Origin of the sequence: Erysipelothrix sp. HDW6A, assembly GCF_011400295.1 — a bacterium.
In the GTDB taxonomy this organism is placed as follows: Bacteria; Bacillota_I; Bacilli_A; order Erysipelotrichales; family Erysipelotrichaceae; genus Erysipelothrix.
The window spans coordinates 1,112,528-1,133,118 of the sequence record NZ_CP049859.1 but is presented as its reverse complement, the minus strand read 5'-3'; the positions used below and the strand labels follow the sequence as shown (position 1 = coordinate 1,133,118).

At 35.1% G+C, this 20,591-nt stretch carries 21 protein-coding genes and 1 pseudogene; 4 read left to right on the top strand and 18 right to left on the bottom strand.

Annotation, left to right across the window (positions count from 1 at the left end; translation table 11 throughout):
- Positions 1 to 8: 8 nt before the first annotated feature.
- From dnaK to G7059_RS05800, 9 genes are all read right to left on the bottom strand, one after another.
- Entirely contained in the window at positions 9 to 1,811 is a 1,803-nt protein-coding gene (gene dnaK / locus G7059_RS05840) for a molecular chaperone DnaK (protein WP_166081145.1), read from the bottom strand.
- Positions 1,812 to 1,826: 15 nt separating this feature from the next.
- Entirely contained in the window at positions 1,827 to 2,384 is a 558-nt protein-coding gene (gene grpE, locus G7059_RS05835; RefSeq protein WP_166081144.1) for a nucleotide exchange factor GrpE, read from the bottom strand.
- Positions 2,362 to 3,399 carry a heat-inducible transcriptional repressor HrcA gene (gene hrcA / locus G7059_RS05830; protein WP_166081143.1) on the bottom strand — a complete coding sequence of 346 codons (1,038 nt, stop codon included), beginning with the start codon at positions 3,397 to 3,399 and terminating at the stop codon, positions 2,362 to 2,364. The genes grpE and hrcA overlap by 23 nt, the downstream gene beginning before the upstream one ends.
- 211 nt (positions 3,400 to 3,610) lie before the next feature.
- A complete protein-coding gene (locus G7059_RS05825) occupies positions 3,611 to 4,291 on the bottom strand; it encodes a 5'-methylthioadenosine/adenosylhomocysteine nucleosidase (RefSeq protein ID WP_166081142.1) in 681 nt (226 codons plus the stop codon).
- A gap of 61 nt (positions 4,292 to 4,352) precedes the next feature.
- Positions 4,353 to 4,616 (bottom strand): hypothetical protein, encoded by a 264-nt coding sequence (locus tag G7059_RS05820; RefSeq protein ID WP_166081141.1) that lies wholly within the window; start codon positions 4,614 to 4,616, stop codon positions 4,353 to 4,355.
- A gap of 69 nt (positions 4,617 to 4,685) precedes the next feature.
- Entirely contained in the window at positions 4,686 to 7,019 is a 2,334-nt protein-coding gene (locus G7059_RS05815) for an HAD-IC family P-type ATPase (protein WP_166081139.1), read from the bottom strand.
- A gap of 8 nt (positions 7,020 to 7,027) precedes the next feature.
- A complete protein-coding gene (locus G7059_RS05810) occupies positions 7,028 to 7,828 on the bottom strand; it encodes a phosphorylcholine transferase LicD (RefSeq protein WP_166081138.1) in 801 nt (266 codons plus the stop codon).
- Between the two features lie 99 nt (positions 7,829 to 7,927).
- A complete protein-coding gene (rsmD, locus tag G7059_RS05805) occupies positions 7,928 to 8,467 on the bottom strand; it encodes a 16S rRNA (guanine(966)-N(2))-methyltransferase RsmD (RefSeq protein ID WP_166081137.1) in 540 nt (179 codons plus the stop codon).
- Positions 8,464 to 9,687 carry an FtsW/RodA/SpoVE family cell cycle protein gene (locus G7059_RS05800; RefSeq protein ID WP_166081136.1) on the bottom strand — a complete coding sequence of 408 codons (1,224 nt, stop codon included), beginning with the start codon at positions 9,685 to 9,687 and terminating at the stop codon, positions 8,464 to 8,466. The genes rsmD and G7059_RS05800 overlap by 4 nt, the downstream gene beginning before the upstream one ends.
- Positions 9,688 to 9,816: 129 nt before the next feature.
- Between G7059_RS05800 and def the strand changes: the two genes are divergently transcribed.
- The 4 genes and pseudogenes from def (at position 9,817) to G7059_RS05780 (ending at position 13,459) form a co-directional block, all read left to right on the top strand.
- Entirely contained in the window at positions 9,817 to 10,389 is a 573-nt protein-coding gene (gene def / locus G7059_RS05795) for a peptide deformylase (RefSeq protein WP_166081135.1), read from the top strand.
- 10 nt (positions 10,390 to 10,399) lie between these two features.
- A pseudogene (gene rnjA, locus G7059_RS05790) lies at positions 10,400 to 12,126 on the top strand (ribonuclease J1).
- Positions 12,113 to 12,901, top strand: coding sequence for a hypothetical protein (locus tag G7059_RS05785; RefSeq protein WP_166081134.1), 789 nt, complete (start codon positions 12,113 to 12,115; stop codon positions 12,899 to 12,901). The pseudogene rnjA and the gene G7059_RS05785 overlap by 14 nt, the downstream one beginning before the upstream one ends.
- Before the next feature lie 30 nt (positions 12,902 to 12,931).
- Positions 12,932 to 13,459, top strand: a complete 528-nt coding sequence (locus G7059_RS05780) for a class I SAM-dependent methyltransferase (RefSeq protein WP_166081133.1) — start codon at positions 12,932 to 12,934, stop codon at positions 13,457 to 13,459.
- Here G7059_RS05780 and G7059_RS05775 read toward each other — a convergent pair.
- The 9 genes from G7059_RS05775 to trmB all read right to left on the bottom strand — a co-directional run bounded on the left by G7059_RS05775 (position 13,422) and on the right by trmB (position 20,528).
- Positions 13,422 to 13,928, bottom strand: a complete 507-nt coding sequence (locus G7059_RS05775) for an NUDIX hydrolase (RefSeq protein WP_166081132.1) — start codon at positions 13,926 to 13,928, stop codon at positions 13,422 to 13,424. The genes G7059_RS05780 and G7059_RS05775 overlap by 38 nt on opposite strands.
- A gap of 81 nt (positions 13,929 to 14,009) precedes the next feature.
- Positions 14,010 to 15,005, bottom strand: a complete 996-nt coding sequence (locus tag G7059_RS05770) for a LacI family DNA-binding transcriptional regulator (protein WP_166081131.1) — start codon at positions 15,003 to 15,005, stop codon at positions 14,010 to 14,012.
- A complete protein-coding gene (locus G7059_RS05765) occupies positions 15,002 to 15,799 on the bottom strand; it encodes a hypothetical protein (RefSeq protein ID WP_166081130.1) in 798 nt (265 codons plus the stop codon). The genes G7059_RS05770 and G7059_RS05765 overlap by 4 nt, the downstream gene beginning before the upstream one ends.
- On the bottom strand, positions 15,792 to 16,166 hold the full coding sequence (locus tag G7059_RS05760) for a hypothetical protein (protein ID WP_166081129.1): 375 nt from the start codon (positions 16,164 to 16,166) through the stop codon (positions 15,792 to 15,794). Before G7059_RS05760 ends, G7059_RS05765 begins: the two co-directional genes overlap by 8 nt.
- Positions 16,167 to 16,211: 45 nt before the next feature.
- Positions 16,212 to 17,528: a UDP-N-acetylmuramate--L-alanine ligase gene (gene murC, locus G7059_RS05755; RefSeq protein WP_240920444.1), complete on the bottom strand. Its 1,317-nt coding sequence runs from the start codon at positions 17,526 to 17,528 to the stop codon at positions 16,212 to 16,214.
- Positions 17,521 to 18,102, bottom strand: a complete 582-nt coding sequence (locus G7059_RS05750) for a hypothetical protein (protein WP_166081127.1) — start codon at positions 18,100 to 18,102, stop codon at positions 17,521 to 17,523. The genes murC and G7059_RS05750 overlap by 8 nt, the downstream gene beginning before the upstream one ends.
- Positions 18,102 to 18,836, bottom strand: coding sequence for a hypothetical protein (locus G7059_RS05745; RefSeq protein ID WP_166081126.1), 735 nt, complete (start codon positions 18,834 to 18,836; stop codon positions 18,102 to 18,104). Before G7059_RS05745 ends, G7059_RS05750 begins: the two co-directional genes overlap by 1 nt.
- A complete protein-coding gene (locus G7059_RS05740; protein ID WP_166081125.1) occupies positions 18,821 to 19,897 on the bottom strand; it encodes a M42 family metallopeptidase in 1,077 nt (358 codons plus the stop codon). Before G7059_RS05740 ends, G7059_RS05745 begins: the two co-directional genes overlap by 16 nt.
- On the bottom strand, positions 19,884 to 20,528 hold the full coding sequence (trmB, locus tag G7059_RS05735; protein ID WP_166081124.1) for a tRNA (guanosine(46)-N7)-methyltransferase TrmB: 645 nt from the start codon (positions 20,526 to 20,528) through the stop codon (positions 19,884 to 19,886). Before trmB ends, G7059_RS05740 begins: the two co-directional genes overlap by 14 nt.
- Positions 20,529 to 20,591 lie beyond the last annotated feature (63 nt).

Genomic DNA, 20,591 nt, shown 5'->3' with positions numbered 1-20,591 from the left:
AACTAAAATTATTCTTTTTCTTCAAATTCTGCGTCAACCACTGTATCATCATCTGACATAGGTTCAGGGTTCACACCACCATCAGCGCCTTGGTACATGGATTGTGACATTGCTTGAGCAGCTTGTTCGAGTGCATCAAGTTTTTCACGAAGTGAGTCCATGTCACCACTATCTAATGCAGCTTGTAACTCATCACGAAGTTTCTTAACTTCTTCTTTTTGAGCTTCTTCAATATTTGCATCTTGATTGTTTAATGTTTCATCAATTTGATTAATGAATTGTTCTGCTCTGTTCTTAAGTTCTGCTTCTTCACGTAATTTTGAATCGGCTTCAGCATTTTCTTCAGCTTCACGAACCATACGATCGATTTCTTCATCACTTAATCCTGAGCTATTTGTAATTGTAATTGATTGTTTTTTATTTGTTCCTTTGTCGAGTGCTGATACGTTTACAATACCGTTAACGTCAATATCGAATGTAACTTCGATTTGAGGAACACCACGACGTGCTGGTGCAATACCGTCTAATTTGAAGATACCAAGTGACTTGTTATCGTTTGCCATTGGACGTTCACCTTGTAACACATTAATGTCAACTGCAGGTTGGTTATCTGCGTATGTTGAGAACACTTGTGATTTCGATGTAGGGATTGTTGTGTTACGTTCAATCATAACTGTCATAACACCACCAGCTGTTTCAATACCTAGTGACAATGGAGTAACGTCTAAGAGTAATACGTCTTTAACATCTCCTGAAATAACACCACCTTGAATTGCAGCTCCCATTGCGACAACTTCATCAGGGTTAACTGATTTGTTAGGTTCTTTACCTAATTCTTTTTTAACTGCATCAACAACTGCAGGAATACGTGTTGATCCACCAACTAATAATACTTGGTGAATATCATTACGAGTTAATCCAGCATCTTTTAATGCTTGACGAACTGGAATCATTGTACGTTCAACAAGTTGTTTTGTCATTTCATCAAACTTAGCACGTGATAGTGTTGTTTCTAAGTGTAATGGACCAGCTTCTCCAGCTGAAATAAATGGCAATGAAATTTGAGCATTAACTGTTGCTGATAAGTCTTTCTTAGCTTTTTCTGCAGCTTCTTTTAAACGTTGCATTGCCATCTTATCTTTTGTTAAGTCAACACCATTTTCTTTTTTAAACATGTCTACTAAGTAGTCAACAACAATGTGGTCAAAGTCATCTCCACCTAATTTGTTATCACCTGCTGTTGATAATACTTCGAATGTACCATCTGCTAATTCAAGAATGGAAACATCAAATGTACCACCACCAAGGTCAAACACAAGAACTTTTTGTTCAATATCTGTTTTATCAATACCGAATGCTAATGCAGCTGCAGTAGGTTCGTTAATAATACGTTCAACTTCTAAACCTGCAATACGTCCTGCGTCTTTTGTTGCTTGACGTTGTGCATCATTAAAGTATGCTGGAACAGTAATAACTGCTTTTGTAACTTTTTCACCTAAGTATTCTTCTGCATATGATTTGATATATGAAAGAATCATTGCTGATACTTCTTCAGGTGTGTAATCTTTACCTTCTAAATGTACTTTTTCGCTAGTACCAATTAAACGTTTTACTGATGTAGCTGTATTTGGGTTTGTAACTACTTGACGCTTAGCAGCATCCCCAACAATACGCTCTCCGTTTTTAAAACTTACAACTGATGGTGTTGTACGATTGCCTTCAGGGTTAGTAATAACCTTTGCTTCGCCACCATCCATAACAGCAACTGCTGAGTTTGTTGTACCTAAGTCAATACCTATAACTTTACTCATAATCTATCTCTCCTTTTATTCACTTACTTTTACTAAGCTTGCTCGTAATATACGATCTTTTAACATATAACCTTTTTGATACTCTTCGATTACTGTATTGGGTTCAACACCTTCTACAGATTCCATCATCATCGCTTGATGGATATTTGGATCAAAAGGTTTATTTAATGCTTCAATTGCTTCAACACCTTCTGCTTTTAGCGAGGCCATCAATTGATCATAAATCATTACAACACCTTCACGATATGCTTCATCATCTGTTTTTTGTTGAAGTGCTCGCTCTAAGTTGTCGATTGTTGGCAAAATATTTAACGCAAAACTTTGAATGCGATATTTTGTACTTTGCTCATGTTCACGTTGCAGACGTTTCTTTAAATTTTCGGTGTCTGCGAACACCTTAATGTATTCGTTTTTTAATTTTTCTACTTCTGCTTTTAATGCAGTAACTTCATCTTCTTGAGTTGGTTCTACCACTTTTTCAGATGATTCTTGATCACTTGAGACATTTTCAGTATCTTCTACTACTTCTTCAAGGATCTCTTCAACATTTTCATTCTTCTTCGTTTCGCTCATCCTGACCACCTTTCCCATACACTTTTTCAACCATCGTAGCAACGTAGTTGATAAGGGATACAACACGACCGTATTCCATACGATTCGGACCTACAACCATAAGTTGATGTTCTGAATCATCTTCTAGACGTAATGTACTAGAAACTACTGCCATATCGTCAATCCACATTAATTCACTATTTGCTGATTTTTGTAGGCGTAAGTTATCATGACGTTTCGATAACTCTTGCCACATTTGACTATCTTCAAGCATCTCTGTTAGTTGTCGAAGTTTGTCGATGTTTGCAAACTCTGGTTGGTAGAGCATATTACGTTCACCACTTAAGTAAACTTCACTTTGGGCAAATCTAATAAATGCACCTACAAAAGCTTCAAACAACACTTCATATTGATGGAGTTTAACAGACAAGATTGGTCTTAAGCTTTCCATTTTTTCTACAATGTCTTTTAACTGCGTTCCTTTTAATCTTTCGTTTAGGATTGTAGTACATTGCTCGATATCTTCTACTGAAATTTTCTCTTCAAAATTAAAGATTCTATTCTCAGCATGTCCACCTTCAGTAACGAAGACAGCCATAGCAGATAACTCATTTAATGGAATAAGCTGGACACTCCGTAACACTTGATCACCTGCACTAGGTCCAAGTACTACTGTCGTTAAATTCGTCATGTGAGAAATAATATCACTACTTTGACGAATTGCTTCATCAATATCCAGTCGACGATCAGAGAACACTTGTGTAATTGCATTTTCAACAGCACGGTTATCTTCTGTTTCCATGAGATGTTCCACATAGAAGTGATACCCTTTGGTAGAAGGAACACGTCCTGAAGATGTATGTGTCTTCTCAATCAGTCCAAGTTTTTCTAAATCTGACATTTCATTTCGGATTGTTGCTGAAGAGTATGGCAAATTGAATTTTTCAATCAGAGTGTTAGAACCAACAGGTTCCGCTGATTCAATAAATTCAGTGACAATTGCTTTAAATATTTCAATTTTACGCGGTGTCAACATAAGCTTTTCCTCCCAACAAATAGACCCTCTTTAATGTCCTGAGTATATTATAAAACAACCTTTTAGCACTGTCAAGGTCAAAGTGCTAAAAGGTTGTCATTTAGTTGTTAATCTATAGATATTTCATTCCAACTTAATCATTATATCATATTCTAAGCACTTATTCCGCTAGTTTTCGACTATTGTTGAAACGAACTAACAAAACTACGGATTATTTTTGTGCTAAGGATTTTATGTAATTAAGTAAGACAGCAACAGCTCTTTCTGAAGCAGTGATTAAGTTATCGTTAAACACCCTATTCCCACTCTTAAATGGAGTATCACTTATTGTACGAATTGCTGCAAAAGGAACATCATTTACATAACATACATGAGCAACTGCGGCAGTTTCCATATCAACTGCTAAAGGATGATATGTTGCTACGATTTGATCTCTACCTTCATGATCAATAAACTGCTCACCTGTTACTATTAATCCTTTATAAAGAGGATATTTGCTCTCACTCGCTTCATAAATTTCTTGGCTTAGTTCTTCATTTACATTAAAAAAATGAGTTTCCATCCACGGATGATATTCAGTAAGTATTGTTTTATCGACATCATGGTATGATAATTGGCTCGCTAATACTGTATCGAGTATATCTAATGATTCTGAGATAGCCCCTGCAACGCCTACAACAATGACTGACGTTGGTTTAAACTCGTCGAGCATCAATTGACACGCAAGAGCTGCATTCACCTTACACACGCCGCTAAACACACAAACAAGCTCACTATCGTTCACTTCCCCTCGATAAAACGTCAGCATTGATTTATTTCTTGTTTCTTGCACTTCCATTACATCAAGTAATGGCTGTAGTTCTTTCTCACTTGCAGCTAATATTCCTAACATTGTTCCCCTACTTTCTTATTAAATAGAACAATAGGCTAATCCTCTCGAATTAGCCTATCACTTATTGCATTTCATACTTTACGATATCTTTAGCAATATCTGTTTTAGTGATTGTGTCATTTTCATCTACTAAGACAATACGTTTTCCGACTAAAACATCATCTCCATATTTTTCGCGTAAAAATGCTTCCGCTTCACGCTCACGACGTCGATTCGTAATTGCTTCAGAATTCATTATTTTCTTAACTACAACTACAGTAGCTATTGCAGCTCCGACGCCAATTAATGTAGTAATACCTAAAGAAATCTTTTTATTATTTGTCATTATGGCACCTACTTTCTAAAACCATAATACCATAGCTCAACTTATTTTAACAAAACATAAACATCAATTTCATTGTTTTTTCTTTTTTCTTCTCATTCTTCTGTTAAAGAACACTGTAACTGCATAAGCATAGAACTTCTTAAGCAAGAGAAGAACTCCTGTACTAATTACAATTAATACAACCGTGATCTGAATCTCACGTGGATTTAACAAGACCAAATATAGTTGCTCATAGAAGATAAAACACACAGTCACAAAACTACTTGCAGCTGCAAGAAGTACGCCAATACGTTTCCAATTCATGGGTTTAAATGCAAAGTAAACAAGTGCAAATGATAGATAGGTCGTTACAAAGTACATCATGGTGTAACTTGTTTTTAAATCCATTTTTAAACTCAATATCCCAACAAACATAATTGCCATTGCTGTAGCATTTGGAAGAATATTGCGAAGTATATTCGGCAATACATCATCCTTAGGTTTTGAATAATCGTTTTCAAAAGTTACAAATGATGAAGGCATACCTTCGGCAAACATACTCATCACGGATACTTGTAACGGTGCAAAGGGATACGGTGTATTTAAGATTATAGAAACGATCGATAACATAAAGGTTAATAATGTTCCTAGATAGTACATCGATGCTGATCGTGAAATGTTGTTGGTAACTAAGCGACCTTCCATAACAACATCAACCATTGTTTTAAACTCATTATCCAATAAAATAATCTGTGCTGCCTGGCGTGCTGCTCCTGAACCTGCTCCCATAGCAATCGAGCAATCAGCAGAACGTAAGGCTAAAACATCATTAACCCCATCTCCAACCATGGCAACTCTTTCTCCATTTTTCTGAAGTAGTTTTACCATACGTTGTTTTTGATGTGGTGATGCTCGACCAATAACATTGTAGTTTAACACTGCGTACTCAAGATCTTCATCACTTGTCATTTCACTAATATCAATTGCTTTATCACCATTAACAACTCCAGTTTGACTGGCAACAGCTCTTAAAGTATTAATATTATCTCCTGAAATAACTTTGACATTAACTTCGTTATTTTTAAAGAAATTTAAAGTTGGAATAACATCCAGACGTATCGTATCTGAAATCACAATAATCGCTAATGCACGAATTGTATTGGGTACAATCGGTTCAAATACCGCATCATCAGTTTTCGCAACCAAGAGTAAACGTGCACCTTCATCTTGGTAGTGACGAGCTTGTCTTGGCAACTCATAGCCTTGAATTAAGAACTCAGGAGCACCAATATAAATGGTTCCTAAACCTTCAAAACTCATTGATCCCCATTTTCTTACAGATGAGAATGGCACAATGTTCTGAGGTGTTTTAATCGTATCAATATCAAAATAAGCTTTCATCGCAAGGGATGTAGAATCTACATCTTTAGAATTACCTAAATAAGCTGCAATATCTTTTTTTGCATTTTTCTCTTCATCAAGATAGATAACATCTTTAACTTTCATCTCACCTTGGGTTAAAGTGCCGGTCTTATCAATACACATGACATCAACTTTCGAAAGCACTTCGATACTATATATTTCTTGAACCAATGTACGTTTCTTAGCTAAACGATATACCGAAACTCCAAATGATAAACTCGTGAGTAATACAAGTCCTTTTGGAAGTAACGATAAAAGAACTGTTGATGTTTTTAAGACAGTTTCATGGAATGTATTTCCTCTAAGTCCCATGGATTGATAGACAAGAATAATTCCAATAGGTAAAACAACAGTGGTACATATTCTCGTTATTTTTAAGAAGATATTCATGAGTTCTGATTCTACAGGTTCGTAGTTACGTGCCTCATCAGTTATTTTTTGAGCAAAACTTTGTGTTCCTACTCTTTCTGTTCGAGCGAGACAAGAACCACTTGTTACAAAACTTCCTGATAATAAAGAATCTCCTGGATATTTGATCACAGGTTCTGACTCTCCGGTTAAGTTTGATTCATTGACTTCAATAACATCTGTCAATACAAGTGAATCGGCTGAAATCTGATCGCCAGTTTGATATAAAACAACATCACCCAGAACAATATCTTCACTTGCGATAGTTGTGAACTCACCATTTCTTAATACCTTTGTATCCTGAGATATTAATATCGTTAGATTCTCAACAGTCTTCTTAGCTCTAATTTCTTGGAAAGATCGGATACCAATATTCATCACAATGACGTTTAGGAAGAAGATACTAAGATATTCTTTTACGTATATTAAAAAGAATGCAATGATGACATTGTATAAGTTAAATAAATTAAATGTATGTCCTAGTATAATTTGAAGACTACTCTTACTCTTTGGTTTAGGAACATAGTTCGTATTACCAATCTGAACTTGTTCTTGAACTTGAGCTGTTGTTAGTCCTTTAACATCAGTTTTCATAGCCTCTCCTAAATTTCTATATCTTTAATATGCTTTGGTTCCCTCTTATGCTCAGGCGGTGCTTGCATGTAGCTTGGACCATAAATAGAAATTAAATAATCTTTATAATTTGCTGGAATAGGTAATTGATGACCTTCGAAATCCATCAATACAGTAGGAAATAATACTTCATTTGGTACTCTACTATCTTTTAATGGCTCAAATACCCATGTCATATTCACTGCACTGTATTTTGAATTTTTATGTTTACGTGCATAACGACGTGCAAAGTTAGAAAAAGCTTTCTTTAAACCAAACGCAGTAAAACCTAAGTTATCAATGATTACTAAGAATGGCATCATCGAAAGTGTAAAAATTCGCGTTGAAAAATAGTTGAATTTACTTTCCGATACTCTGTCAAAGACAAATACGTCAATAAAAAGACCATTCCCCTCACATTTATTACGAAGGAGGTAATTTTGTTCCTCAACAAAAGTATTTTTCATTCTGAACTTCATGTTTGGAATCAATATATTATATTTTTTACAATTTTCTATACAATGATAATAATAGTCTTCTGACATTTCTTGATCTAGAATTGATAGTAACTTATCATAATTATCGTAATCCATCATGACATCAACATCATCATCCCATGGAATAAAACCACTATGACGAACTGCTCCTAAAGCTGTTCCATATGATAAAGCATACTCAATGTCATGTTTTTTACAAATACGGTCAAACTCTAATAATATCTCTAATGTTTTTAGTTGAACATCGCGAAGTGTGATTTCACTTCCGTCGTCCCTTGTTTTTAACACTGTCATTTTACACCTCTGTAAACAATTTACTTAATTACAACAATTCAATTCTATCATAAAGCACAGGGTAAATTAAAGGGTTGTATTAGATAAATAGTACAACCCCTACATTTTAAAATAATATACACACGTTGTTTTGTAATCTTTCACATCATAGCAAGACCATTCACATATTGTGTCAGGTATTTCTTGTTTCCCATCAGTCTCAATGATTATGATACCATCGTCTTTAACTGATTTTGTTACGACAATCTTTTCTACAACGTCTATTAGTTTTTCATAACCATATGGTGGATCTAAAAATACAATATCAAATGATCCGCTAAGTCTATCAATCAGTTGAAATGCATCACCTCTTAAGAGTGTTACATTTTCTTCTTCTTTTAGCTGTTGAATGTTTTCTCGGATAACTTGAAAGGCTTTTGGATTTTTCTCAAATACTGTAACTGATTTTGCGCCACGACTTAAAGCTTCCAAAGCCATTGCTCCACTTCCACCAAATACATCGAGAAAAGTCTCATCTTCGAAATACGGTCCTATTTTACTAAAAATACCACCTCGTATTTTATCTGACGTAGGTCTAGTAATTGTACCGCTTAAAGTTTTTAAGGAACGAGATCCGTGTTTTCCCGCTACAATCCTCATGTGGATTGTACCGCCTTTTGACGCTGACTACTGTTTGTCCTACTAATAATATTCTGTGCAAGTCCAATCATAATCATCGCAGCCATTCTACTAGATCCCCCTGCTGAAACTAAAATCAGAGGAACCCCAGTCAGTGGAATTAAACCTGTAGCACCACCAATGTTTAAGATAAAGTGAATTGCAAAATATGAAGCAGCACCAATTAGCACTATTTTCTCAGCTTCAAATCGAGCTAGAATTGCATATTTATAGAGATTGAAAAGAATCACGCCATAACTTATTACAACAATTAATATTCCTAAGATACCCAGTTCTTCGACAATGATTGCAATGATAAAGTCAGTTTGAGCTTCTGGTAAGTAACCAAATTTATTATCACTATTTGTAAAGCCTTTACCAAATGGACCAGCTTGTAAGCCCTGTACCATTGCAGCAAGACCCATGAACAGTTGATACCCTTCGTTATAACGATCAAGGAAAGGATTCGCTGCTGATTCAAATCGTTTAAACATATACTCAGGAATTCCTAACTTGGAAAAAATTGTTTCTGCAATTTTAAGCCCAGTTGGTGTATCTAAGAATATTAATGTAAATACCCCTACCACCAATAGTATTAAGACCCACTTTTGCAACTTACTTAGTTTCCGTTGTGATGGAATTAAAAAGCAAAGTAAAGAAATCGCAAGGATTACTGCAGCAGAACCAAGGTCACGCTGTAAAACCGTAACAATTAAAATTATTGTTAACAAGACTAGTACAGGACGCTTCACTAAATCTATACCACTGGCAACACGAACTTTGTGTTTGTCTCCTAAAGATACGGCTATTAATAAGACCATGTACACTTTCGCAAACTCTGAAGGTTGAATCGTCACTTGACCAAAACGAATCCAGGCTGATGCCCCACCAGCGCTACTAAAAAACATTGTCAATAACAATGAGCCAATAACAGCAAGTGTGATAACTACTAAATATTTTTTAAAATAATTAAATGAAAACCTACGCGCAAAGAAAACCATCATGAAGTATCCAACACATACAAAAAACAATTCTTTCCCACCTGCGAACAGTGTTTTTCCTACTGAAACCTTACCCATTGTTGCAGATGTAACCATGAGTACACCAAAAAGACTCAAGACAATTACGGTACCATGAATGAGTTTACTATAGCCTGCAGGCATTCTTAACGATATTATATTCTTTAATTTATTCTTTTTCATGTAGTTATAATATCATAAATATAGTGCAAAGACTTTCAAAAACACAATAAATATTGTAATATGTATCTAAAGAGTTTTCTATCAAATGAAAAGATTACATTTTTAATATTAATTAGAAGAGGTTTAACTATGGTTAAAATTAATATGGATACGATCATTCTTGATCCAAATCCTGTTTTACGTGCGCAGTGCGAAAGTGTCAAATTACCCTTAAGTGATGAGGACAAAAGCACTCTTTTAGATATGTTGCAATATGTGCGAGATTCTCGTGATGAGGAACTAGCAGAGAAATATAATTTACAACCCGCAAATGGTATTGCTGCTCCACAAATTGGTGTTGCAAAGCAAATGACAGCAATCGTTGTTGATTTAGTAAATAAAGATGGACAAGATATTACCGTTGAGTTTGCACTTGTTAATCCAAAAATAGTATCTCATACAGTTAAGCAAGCAGCTTTAGGCTATGGTGAAGGCTGTTTATCTGTACGTGAAGTACATGAAGGTCTTGTACCAAGAGCTCAACGTATCAAAGTACAAGCTTACGATTTAATTCAAGATAAAGAAGTTACAATTATTGCTAAAGACTTACTAGCAATTGTTTTACAGCATGAGATTGATCATTTACATGGCATCCTTTTCTACGATCATATTAATAAAGTAGATCCTTGGGGACATGATAACTCACTAAAAATAATAGAATAGGAGTCATAGTATGACAGCTAAAAATAAGAAATTAAAAAATACTGATACACTCATCTATGCATTAGGCGGACTGGGTGAAGTCGGTAAAAACATGTATGTCGTCGAACATGAAGACGAAATAATCATTATCGATGCAGGGGTTCTTTTCCCTGAAGAAGATTTATTAGGAGTCGATTACGTTATTCCTGATTTTACACATCTCATAAAAAATCAAAAGAAAATTAAAGCACTTGTAATTACCCATGGTCATGAAGACCATATTGGTGGTATTCCATTCTTACTACAACGTGTTAATATTCCAATGATTTATGCTCCTCGCTTTGCGAAGGCACAAATTGAACGAAAATTAGAAGAACGAAAAATTCGTACAAAACATCCGATTGTTGAGATAAATTCTCAATCAACAGTAAAAACAAAACACTTTGTAATTGGATTCTTTAATGTTGTTCACTCAATTCCAGACGCAATGGGAGTTCTAATCAATACACCAAACGGTCGTGTTGTTACAACAGGTGACTTTAAGTTTGACTTAACTCCTGTAGGAACCAATCCTGATTACCAAATCATGGCTTATATGGGACAAATTGGAGTTGACTTACTTTTAAGTGATTCAACCAATGCCCAAGTTAGTGGATTCTCAATAAGTGAGAGAGACGTTGCTAAAGAAATCGGTAGAATCTTTAAGAAAGCAGATGGGCGTATTATTATCGCTACCTTTGCTTCAAACGTCTACCGTGTCCAACAAATTATAGAAGCTGCAATTTCACAAGGTAGAAAAATTGCTGTCTTTGGTCGTTCAATGGAAAATGTCATTACCATTGCACGTAAATTAGGACATATTAAAGCAGCAGACAAACATTTCGTTAATGCAAATCAATTAAATAAGCTCCCAGCAAATAAAGCTCTTATCTTATGTACTGGGTCTCAAGGTGAACCCCTTGCAGCTTTAAGCCGTATCGCCAACGGAACTCACCGTCAAATTAGTATTATTCCTGGTGACACTGTTGTCTTCTCCTCCAGCCCAATTCCTGGAAACGCCCAAGTGTTTCACATGTAGTGAATCAATTGACACGTTCTGGAGCTACAGTGCTTACAAACTCACCATTAAACTCACTTCATACTACAGGACATGCTTCTAAAGAAGAACAAACACTGATGTTACAGTTATTACGTCCTAAGTACTTTATGCCAGTTCACGGTGAATATAAGATGCTTAAAACCCATAAAGATACTGCTATCCAAACTGGGATTCCTGCAGAAAACGTCTTTATATGTTCCAATGGAGATGTAGTTGGACTTCGTGACGGGGTAGCATTTGCTTCAAATGTTCGTTTCCAAGCTGATGATATTTATGTTGATGGAAATGATTCCAGTGGATTATCCACTGCAGTTATTAAAGACCGTAAGATTCTTTCTGATAGTGGTCTTGTAAGTGTCGTTGTTACAATCGATTCAAGAAACAATAAAATCTTAACAAAACCAAGTATTGTTAGTCGTGGATTTGTCCTTATTAAAGAGAATCAATCCCTGCTAAAAGAAGCTGAACAAGTAGTTTATGAAGCATTAAAGAAACGTATGAAATCTAAAGTAACATTTGGAGAGATTAAGAACACAATCCGTGGCTCTTTAGAACCTTTCCTTTACAAACATACCCAACGAAACCCGCTGGTTATTCCAGTAATCTTAAATTTACGAAATACACAACAACAGCAAGCAAAGAGCAATGAGAAAGTATAAACGTAGAATACTAAGCCTTGTTGTTGTCTTAGCACTTGTTGGGTATATCTATTTTGAAATGACACAACTTGCGACAAAGCGTCTTAAACTACACTTTGAAACAGTAATATCTGAAAAGATTCCAAACTCCTTCAACAATCAAACTATGGCTTTCATGTCAGATGTTGATGGTGATGTTAATAATCTAAGAAAAGCGGTAAAAGAAATCAAAACATTTAATCCCGATACAGTAGTGTTTCTGGGCTCACTTCTAAAAGTAGATGAGTTCAGCGAAGATACTAATAACTTAATGATTGAGCTCTTATCAGACATTAAAACAAACAGTGGTAAGATTGCCGTCTTAAGTGAGAAGGATAACGAAACTTCTAGACAAATACTTGAAGCTTCTGGATTTCTAATTCTAGAAAACCAAGACTTACTCTTCTATAATCCAGAACATGAAGCTATCAAGATTATTGGTTTAGGTGCTGCAAGTGGCGAAGTAATTGTTGAAGACAATAATTACTTTACACTGGCATTAAGTTACAATCCTGATCAAATAGATGCAAATACTGACAAGAATTTTGATCTCATGGTTGCTGGTAAGTCTATGTTAGGAAAGATCCGTCTCCCCTTCATTGGACCACTTGCAAAAGAGACAAAATATGCAGAACGACGTCAAACTGTGAGTAATACTGAATTAATCTTAACATCGGGTGTTTCAACTACAGATCCTGATATTCGCTTATTCACAAATCCTGATGTCTTAATACTTACATTAAAGAATGCACAGTAGCATTCTTTCTTTTATAAATGGAGGTTAACAATGAATCATAAAGAACTTGCACATCAATTTATGAAGCAATACTTAGATAAGAATCGTTCCATTGTTCTTGATATGACATGCGGAAATGGATACGACACATACTTTCTTGCCGAACACACAAAGCACGTATATGCCATAGACATTCAAAAACAAGCAATCCTTAGCACTTATGACAAAACTTCAATGTATTCAAATATCACCTACTATCTTAGTGATCATAGTCTTCTAGATTATAAAAAAATTGCTCCTTTTACTGGAGCAATCTATAATTTAGGTTACTTACCTCGTAGTGATAAGCACGTCATCACTGAAGTATCATCGACCATACAGTCTTTAGACGCCATTTGGGAGCATTTAAGCGACTTTGTAGTCATTGCATGTTATCTTAAACATGATGGCGGGTACGAGGAGTATGAGGCTGTCAAAGCCTATCTTGAATCTAAAGACGTAAAGTATCAGACTTTGAAGTATGAAACAGAGCTAAGTCCTGTTACTTTCCTTGTTGATCTAAGTAATACTGAATCATAAATAGCTCACGCTCGTGAACAAGTTTATTAACTTTCGTAACTTCTTCAGTAAATACATCAATCCATTCTTCAGGAGTTTTCCAAACAACTCCTTCAAAGAAGAATTTCTCTTCATCAGTCCAATTGGCTGATTTTTTTTTATCGAGATGACAAACAAAGAAATGATGAGCTGTAATAACACCAATGAGATTATAACGATTAATAACTAAACCAAGATACTCATCGATAATACAGGTATACCCCAATTCTTCTTCTATTTCACGATGTAGTGCAAGCATACGATCTTCATGATGTTCAATACCACCGCCAGGAGTTTCAAAGTGATCACGTTCACCAAAGATATCAGTGGCCTTTACATGCATCATTCCGAGCTCACCTTTATCATTAAACACTAAAGCTCTAACTGTTTTTCTTGATTTATAAAATCCAGTGTTAGGATATAAATCATCATAAAATTCATGTAGTAACATAGTTTACCTCAATTCTTACTGGTATTATTTTATATCAATCTAAAAAAAACTTCAAAGTTTCCTTCGAAGTTTATAAGAAATTTAGTTACGAGTTGATTGACGTGGAGTATAAAGATAACTTAATTCAATTTCTTTATCATCTACTTCATCTTCATTCAACATCTTTGTAAGAACACGCATCGATACAGCTCCTAAGTCATAAGCTGGAATTGCAAAGCTTGAAAGACGTGGTCGAACCATTGAGTTGTATTTAGAATCAATTAAGCATACCAATTCTAAGTCCTTAGGAATTTCCAAGCCTACTTCATGAGCAGCATTCATAGCGGAAATTGCTTGTGAATCACGGTTAGCAATCATGAAATCGTATGGAATCTCTTTAATATGATCTAAGAAATAATCATAAGAACGACGATATTCAGAAGGAATTTCGATATAACCATCTTTATCAATTCCCATTTCCTCATAAGCACGACGTACACCATTAATCATTTGTTTTGTAGTGAAGTCGTTCTTACGGTCTTGAATTACACCAATACTACGAGTTTTATCTTCATGGAGTTTTGAAAGTGTTAATTCATAAACTGCTTTTTCAATATCAACATACACAGATGAAATTTGTGTATCTGACATTTTATTTCCTATAATGACGATTGGGAAATGATACTTGCTTAACTCTGCTAGTTCATCTTCCATAAGTTTATCGTTATAAATAATGACACCATCAACGCGAGACTTAATAACGTCATCGATAACGTCTTTAATATCTACAATACCTTCTGTCATAGTATGAAGCATAATGTTATATTTATAAATTTTCGCAACATCAATAAGTCCGTTAATAATTTGGCCAGTATAAGCAAAACTTGCTTCTGGTACTAGTAACGCAATAGTCGTTGTCTTTTGTAGTGCCAATCCTTGTGCAATAGCGTTTGGTTTGTACCCTAGTTTATCAATAGCTGTTTCAACTTTAACACGTGTTTCTTCACGTACAATTTCAAGCCCATTAATAACACGGGAAACTGTTGCTAAGGATACGCCTGCCTCTTTGGCAACATCATATATTGTTACTCGTTTCATATTTCTGTTTCACTCTTCTCTTCCTGTACAAAATCATCAACTATTTCATTAGTTTCTTCAACAGCTTCTTCTACTGAGTCTTTAACAGCCTCGTAGCTATCACCCACTGTTTCTTTAACATCTTTAGTGGTATTTTCAGCAACATCTTTTACATCAGATGCAGCTTCTTTAACGTCTTCATAAATATCAATGATTTCACTATCTTCATTTTTGGGTGATTTCTTTTCGATATAGTCAGCAACTTTCTTTGTGCCTTCTTTTACGATTTTATTACCATAATCAAACACTTCTTTTGATTTTTCTTTAACAATCTCTGTTCCACGAATAAAACGAGGATCTTTACTTATTTCCTCAAGACCTTCTTTTGCTTTATCAATACCAACATTTGCTTTTTCAATAGCTTTGTCGATAACTCCCGACTCGTCAATTTTACGTTTTACATCTTTAGCAGATGCATAAACACCGCTTGCGATTGTTTGAATATCTTCAAGAATTTCACTTTTATCTGCTGAGGAATTGATTACTTCAAGAGCAGATTGAATTAATTCTTCATTTTTTGTAATTAAATGTTCTGCACGTTCACGAATTAATGTGTCGGAACGAAACTCGGAGATTTTCTCTAGTGAGCGAACATTCATCTCATTGATTGTATTTAAAGTCTTATCACGAAATGTTAAGAGTCTTTCTTGATCTTTTTTATTTGCAATCAATTCATTACTCTTACTGTAAAAGTCATAAACCAAATCATCAATTTGGTACACTAACTCATTAAGAATTTCATCATATTTACTCATAAACACCAAAATCCTCCTCATCTGTTTCGTAAATTTCTTCTTTATTCGCTTTCTTTTCTGCATAGTTTTTAAACATATCAACTGCAAAATTCATTGATTTGTTTACTGCAGACACAGCTGAATCATTCACTTTATCTACTGTTTTTGACACATTGCCAAGGGTGTTGAGCGGTGCATCAAGTAGATCTACGGATTTCTTTGTTGAATCAATGACATCATCAACCTTGTGTATTGTTGCTGGTAAATCTTTCACTACCTTATAGACTCTATACAGAATCATGATTAATAACACTAAACATATTGCTCCTAATGTAGGAATTAACATTAACGCAACATCATGTAAGCTTACTAAAACTGCATCCACCATAAAATCACCTCTTTATTGTCATTATACTCTTAATTGAAAATGTTTTCAATCATTGTAACGCGTTTTCAATGCGTCTTTTAAATCATAAATATCTTTACTACTCATAAACACAAATACTGCAGGACCTTCTTGTTCTAGCTTATCAATATCACTATCCATATTATCGATAATATCGCTGTTAGGAATTCGATCTTGAAGATAAGTGATATCAATATCTATACCCTCTTCTTGATCATCGATACTTGTAAATGGACACAAGAACACTTTGTCAGCAATGGATAAAGCACTTGCAAATTCATCAACAAAATAATAAACTCTACCAACACGATGTGGTTTAAAAATCGCAACAATCTTCTTGTCGGGATAACGTACACGTGTTGCTTCTAACGTTACTTTAATTTCTGTTGGATGGTGAGCGTAGTCATCAATATAAACATTTTCTTGTCCTTCTTCGATGACATAACGACGTTTCGCACCTTTAAAGTTTTGTAGACCACTTTCAATTGAATCCAAAGCGATTCCCTCGTAGATACCTACAGCAATGACCGCAAGTGCATCTAGAATCATGTGATCACCAACTAAAGGTAAATTAAATCTCTTGATAAACTTACCATCAACATTCACATCAAAAATACTGTGAGTTTTGGTGCGTTCAATGTTCATAGCTTGAACTTTGTTACGATCACTTAATCCATAAGTCCAAACTGGTTTGGTAAACTTAAGATCACCATAGTGAGGATCATCTCCCCAAACAATAAGTAGCTCTTCAACATTATTCGCAAATTCTTCATATGCTGATAAATAATCTTCAACGGACTTGAAATAATCGACGTGATCAATTTCAAAGTTTGTCATGATTGCTACTTTAGGATAATATGCTAAAAAGTGACGACGGAATTCACAGGCTTCAACTGCAAAATATGAGTCATTTGTATGAAGCTCTCCACGACCATCACCAATGAGATAACCTGTATTATGACTTGCTTCTAGCATATCGCGTAGAAGTGTTGTTGTTGTTGTTTTACCATGAGAACCACTAACACTTATAGAACGATAATCTTTCATAATATGTCCTAAAAACTCATGATATCGATAAACTTTAACACTAGGATTTTGACGTGCTGCAACGACTTCTTCATGATCGTCACCAAAAGCATTACCAACAATCACAGTCATATTATCTTTTATGTTATGAGCATCGAATGGTAATATAGGCACTTGTAATTCTCTCAATGAGTCTTCTGTAAAGAAATGACGAGGAATATCCGATCCTTGAACGCTATAGCCAAGATTCAACATTATCTTAGCTAGTGAAGCCATTCCAGTTCCTTTAATCCCAATAAAATGTAGGGATTTACTCATCTTTAAAGTCCTCCAAAAAGTCATAAAGTGAAACTTGTACATCTTCTTCAACTCGATCTGGACTTAACATATCAGTAATGTCTAAATCCATATCCACGATTGCTTCTTCTTTAGGTTCATCATACGCAGAGATAGCACCAAACATTGGACTAATAACCGTAGTTTTAGCTGTTCGTTTCTTAGCATCACTTGCTTGTTTAACTTCTGTTCGTGCAGCAGTCGCTTTATTTGAACCACCAAACATCGGGCTAATGATTTCCTTTGGTTGATACTGAGCAGCCTGCACTCGTGCAGTCACTTCTTTCTTCAACTTGATTTCTTTCACTTCTTCTAAAGGAGCATCCGCGTCAATACGTACTGTTTTGCGACGTGTTTCTTCAACGACTACTTCTTGATTTCGAGGTGTTTCAACCACTGGCTCTTCAATTATCTCTTCTCTAATAACTGTTCTCTTAGGAGCAGTCATTGGTTTTAATTCTGGGATATCAAGGTCATCATGTTCTTGACTTCCTAAATCTTGTTCAAAAACAACTTCCTCTTCTTTAAATAATAGTGACGTAAGTTTTCTAAACATTATTCCACTCCTTCTTCCGACTCCATCGGTTGTTCTTCTGTTTCATTTAAGTCTTCATATGGCTGTTCGCCTGTTTCCTCTTTTTTCTCATTAGGATGCATTTGGTAATACAAATCTTCTAATGATCCAGATTCTGGGTTATTAGGTCTGAAGAACTCCTCTGTGATTGCTTGTGTATCAATTTCTTCTTTGTTTGAATAGCTTGCAACAACAAGTTTCTCATCTACATCAACACTTCTCATAGTAACCATCATTGCATCAAAAACATATTCAAGTGAAGCAGGTCGCGCAACTCCTATTAGAGTTACCAATCCATTTTCAATCATAATTGCTTTCTTATCACCAATTGTTTTAATTGATACTACATAGGTTCGTTTAACATCACTTGCATCAACGTAAATTCCTTTTTCTTGGAAATCAACATTAGCTTCAGCAATTTGTGTGCGAACTTCTTTTTGATCGTAGTATTCTTTTGAAATGATATCTGATACGTTCAGAGTTAATAGAACTTTACTTGAACCAATTTCTAGCAATGTAGAAAGCTCTGTTGTTTCTTTTACTCCAACATCAGGTAACACATAGTATTTAAATAATTTCTTGTTTCTGTTTGTTGAACTTACTAAGGGTCTTGTTAATGATTTTGAGACCATTTGTTTATAATCAGTGTTTTTCGCACCACATCCGGTTAAAATCAGCAATGCAAGTATCAGACTAAGTACTAGTCGTTTACGCACAAGACATCACCCCAAGTTTTTATATCAATAAAGTGGATTAGCGCTTCTTTAGCTGCTAAATAGTCTTCAATATCGAGAATACTACTTGCTGTATGAATGTTACGAGCACATAAGCAACATGTTAAGGTTTTTATCCCTTCATTGGATTTATGAACAACACCTGCATCTGTTCCTCCTGGTGAGAAATAGAATTGATGTTTGATATCATTCTCTTCGCAAAGATCAACAAACTTATAGATTAAATCTTTAGTAGCAATCATATTTCCGTCCATCATACGAACGAGAACTCCACCACCAAGCTGTCCTATTGCTTTAGGATCAAGTGCATCATTTGCTGGTGAACAGTCAAGGACTACTGCTAAATCAGGTTTAATGAGCTGTGTGATTGTCTGAGCGCCACGTAAACCTACTTCTTCTTGTACTGAGGCACCTACGTATAAGTCAAAATCAAGTTTCTCATCTTTTAAGGCATCAAGAATATCTAAGCCCATGACACATCCATAACGGTTATCAAAAGCTTTCGCCAAAAGACGCTTGCCATTGTTAAGAGTTTCAAATGGACCATCAACCACAATCATGTCACCTGCTTGAATTCCCATTGCTTCTACTTCTTCTTTATTTCGAGCACCAACATCGACCAACATATTTGGAATATCGATTGGTTTCATACGATCTTCTGCAGAAAGCATATGTGGTGGGATACTTCCAATAGTACCGTTATAGACATCACCCTTACGAGTCGTTACACGAACACGTTGAGAGAGTAAGTTTTGATTAAACCAACCACCGACTGGATGCATTTTCAAGACACCTGTTTCAGTAACTTGTTTTACAAGGAATCCAATTTCATCCATGTGTGCTAATAACATTACTTTCTTAGCATCTTTTTTTCCACTATAGCGAACTGCCATAATGCTACCAAGATTGTCACGAACAATATCATCAACACCAAGCTTTTTGTACTCTTTTTCTAAGTATGATGCTACCGCGAATTCATGACCACTAACGCCATCAATTTGTGTTAAGTCTTTAAACCATGTTAATTGTTTATTTGATATCATGTTTTTTCCTCCAAATTGCTCTAAATATCGGTTGTCCTTTTTCATGAAACTTGCGCTCATATTCAGTAAATGGATCTTCATGTTCATGTGATCTGAAATCCACATCCACTTCTACAAGTTCAAATTTATGATTGCTAACACTTACTAAGGAGTAGTTAAAGAGTCCAACATTATCTGTCTTCATCCAAATCTCACCTTGATCGCTTAATACTTTATAATAATCATCCAATTTTGTTTTATAAGTTAATCGTCGTTTTTCATGACGGTTTTTCTTCCATGGATCACTAAAGTTTAAATGAATCACATCTACTTCTCCATCCGCAAACATTTCTTGTAATGCCTCTGCATCACCATAAATCATTCGTTTACGAGAACCAGGTTGTTCATCAAGTTTTTTTAATGCAATAGATGTAGCTGTGAAGTCACGTTCCATTGCCACTATTCCACGTTCTGGATAGAGTTCAGCAAGCTGATGCCAATAGTCACCCTTACCTGCTCCAATTTCAACGTGAAGCAATTCCGTATCTAATTCCTGTTTCCAAGAACCCTTAATTTTTTCAAAATCATTAACTAAACTATCAGCATGTTGTTCAAATATATCTGAACTCCATGTTTTTTTTCTTAATCGCATATTTTTACCTCATATTCATAGTCTATTGTACCACGGTTACAGTCTATATAGGCTTTTTTTTAC